We start from the raw sequence: 1,590 nt of genomic DNA, 5'->3' as shown, positions 1-1,590 counted from the left end.
ATGAAGTACAGTGAATTTGAGCAGTATGGTGATATATTTAAAATTTTGGAACTATTTGGAGATGAGCGAAATTTAACAAATATAGTTAGGCAGCTTCAAAAGTTGTTGTACTCAGTGTAAGCTGAAACGCAAGAACTCCTTATATAACTAACATTAGTTGACTTTTTATTGAAATGCCAAAACGCACCACTTCCAAAACTGATAAACCCATTGCCACCGCTCAACGTCTCGGTAGCGCGATCAAGTCTGCGCGTGACATCATGCGAAAAGATAAGGGGATGAATGGGGAATTAGACCGTTTGCCCCAATTCACTTGGATTCTTTTCCTCAAGCTTTTAGATGATGTGGAGAAAGTCAGAGAAGAAGAAGCTCTTTTAGAGGGAACGCTTGACAAGTACAAGCCGCTGATTGAATCGCCCTACCGCTGGCGCGATTGGGCTGCTGATGATGAAGGAATGAGCGGCGATGACTTGCTGAAATTCATTAACAATGATGAGGTGACGCTGCGGGACGGCATAAAAAGCCCCGGTTTGTTTGCTTATTTGCGGAGTCTTCAAAGTGCGACGGGGCGCGATCGCAAAGATGTCATCCGCCAAGTGTTCAACGATGTCACCAACCGCATGATTAGCGGTGCACTGCTGCGAGATGTGGTGAACAAGGTTAATGACATTCACTTCGATAACTCAGAGGAAGTGAACATCCTCAGCAACCTCTACGAGTCGATGCTCAAGGAGATGCGGGACGCTGCGGGGGATTCTGGGGAGTTCTACACGCCACGGCCGGTGGTGCGATTCATGGTGAAGGTGCTTGACCCGAAATTAGGTGAAACTATCCATGACCCCGCTTGCGGCACGGCTGGGTTTTTGGTGGAAACTTACGAACATCTCAAAACACAATGCCAGCCGAAAGACTGGGAGATTTTGCAATCAAGTTTATCTGGAATTGAAGCCAAGCCTTTGCCGTTTATGCTGGCTCAAATGAATTTGTTACTGCACGGCGTTGAATACCCAGATGTTGAGCGGAGAAACAGTTTAGCTAGAGCGATTAACCAGATTGGGGTAAAAGACCAAGTTGATATTATTCTGACTAACCCGCCGTTTGGAGGTGAGGAAGAAGCAAAAATCAAGGATAATTTTCCCCCAGAAATGCAAACATCGGAAACGACTCTGCTTTTCATCCAGCTAATTATGCGCTTGCTCAAACGCCAGCCTAAACCTGGGCGGGCGGGAATTGTCGTACCAAATGGCACATTGTTCGGTGATGGTCTTTGCGCCAAAGTTAGGAATGAAAAATAAATAAGTTGATTACTTATCAGTTATAATGAAAAAAGTGTGAGATTACAATTTTCACTCCTACAGAGATCAACTCACAACAGATTTTTCTACTTAACTATTCTAATTTACTTTGAAATCCATGTTTTATTCTCATTCAATTGAGTCAGAAATGAAAAAATTTTATAAATCCTTATCAGAAAAGGATAAAAGAAGGTATGCAGCTATAGAATCTCAAAAATTAGGATGGGGTGGAATTAGTTATGTAATGCAACTTTTGGGATGCAGTCGAAATACCATCATCAAGGGATTGGAAGAT

The 1,590-nt window shown here is 43.0% G+C and carries 1 protein-coding gene; it reads left to right on the top strand.

Features of this window, described 5'->3' with window-relative positions:
* Positions 1-173 precede the first annotated feature (173 nt).
* Positions 174-1,295 carry a class I SAM-dependent DNA methyltransferase gene (locus IQ270_RS30125; RefSeq protein ID WP_193976761.1) on the top strand — a complete coding sequence of 374 codons (1,122 nt, stop codon included), beginning with the start codon at positions 174-176 and terminating at the stop codon, positions 1,293-1,295.
* Positions 1,296-1,590: the final 295 nt, after the last annotated feature.

The organism is Microcoleus sp. LEGE 07076, from assembly GCF_015207455.1.
Taxonomy (GTDB): domain Bacteria; phylum Cyanobacteriota; class Cyanobacteriia; order Cyanobacteriales; family Microcoleaceae; genus Microcoleus.
This window is presented reverse-complemented; position numbering and strand designations above follow the sequence as displayed.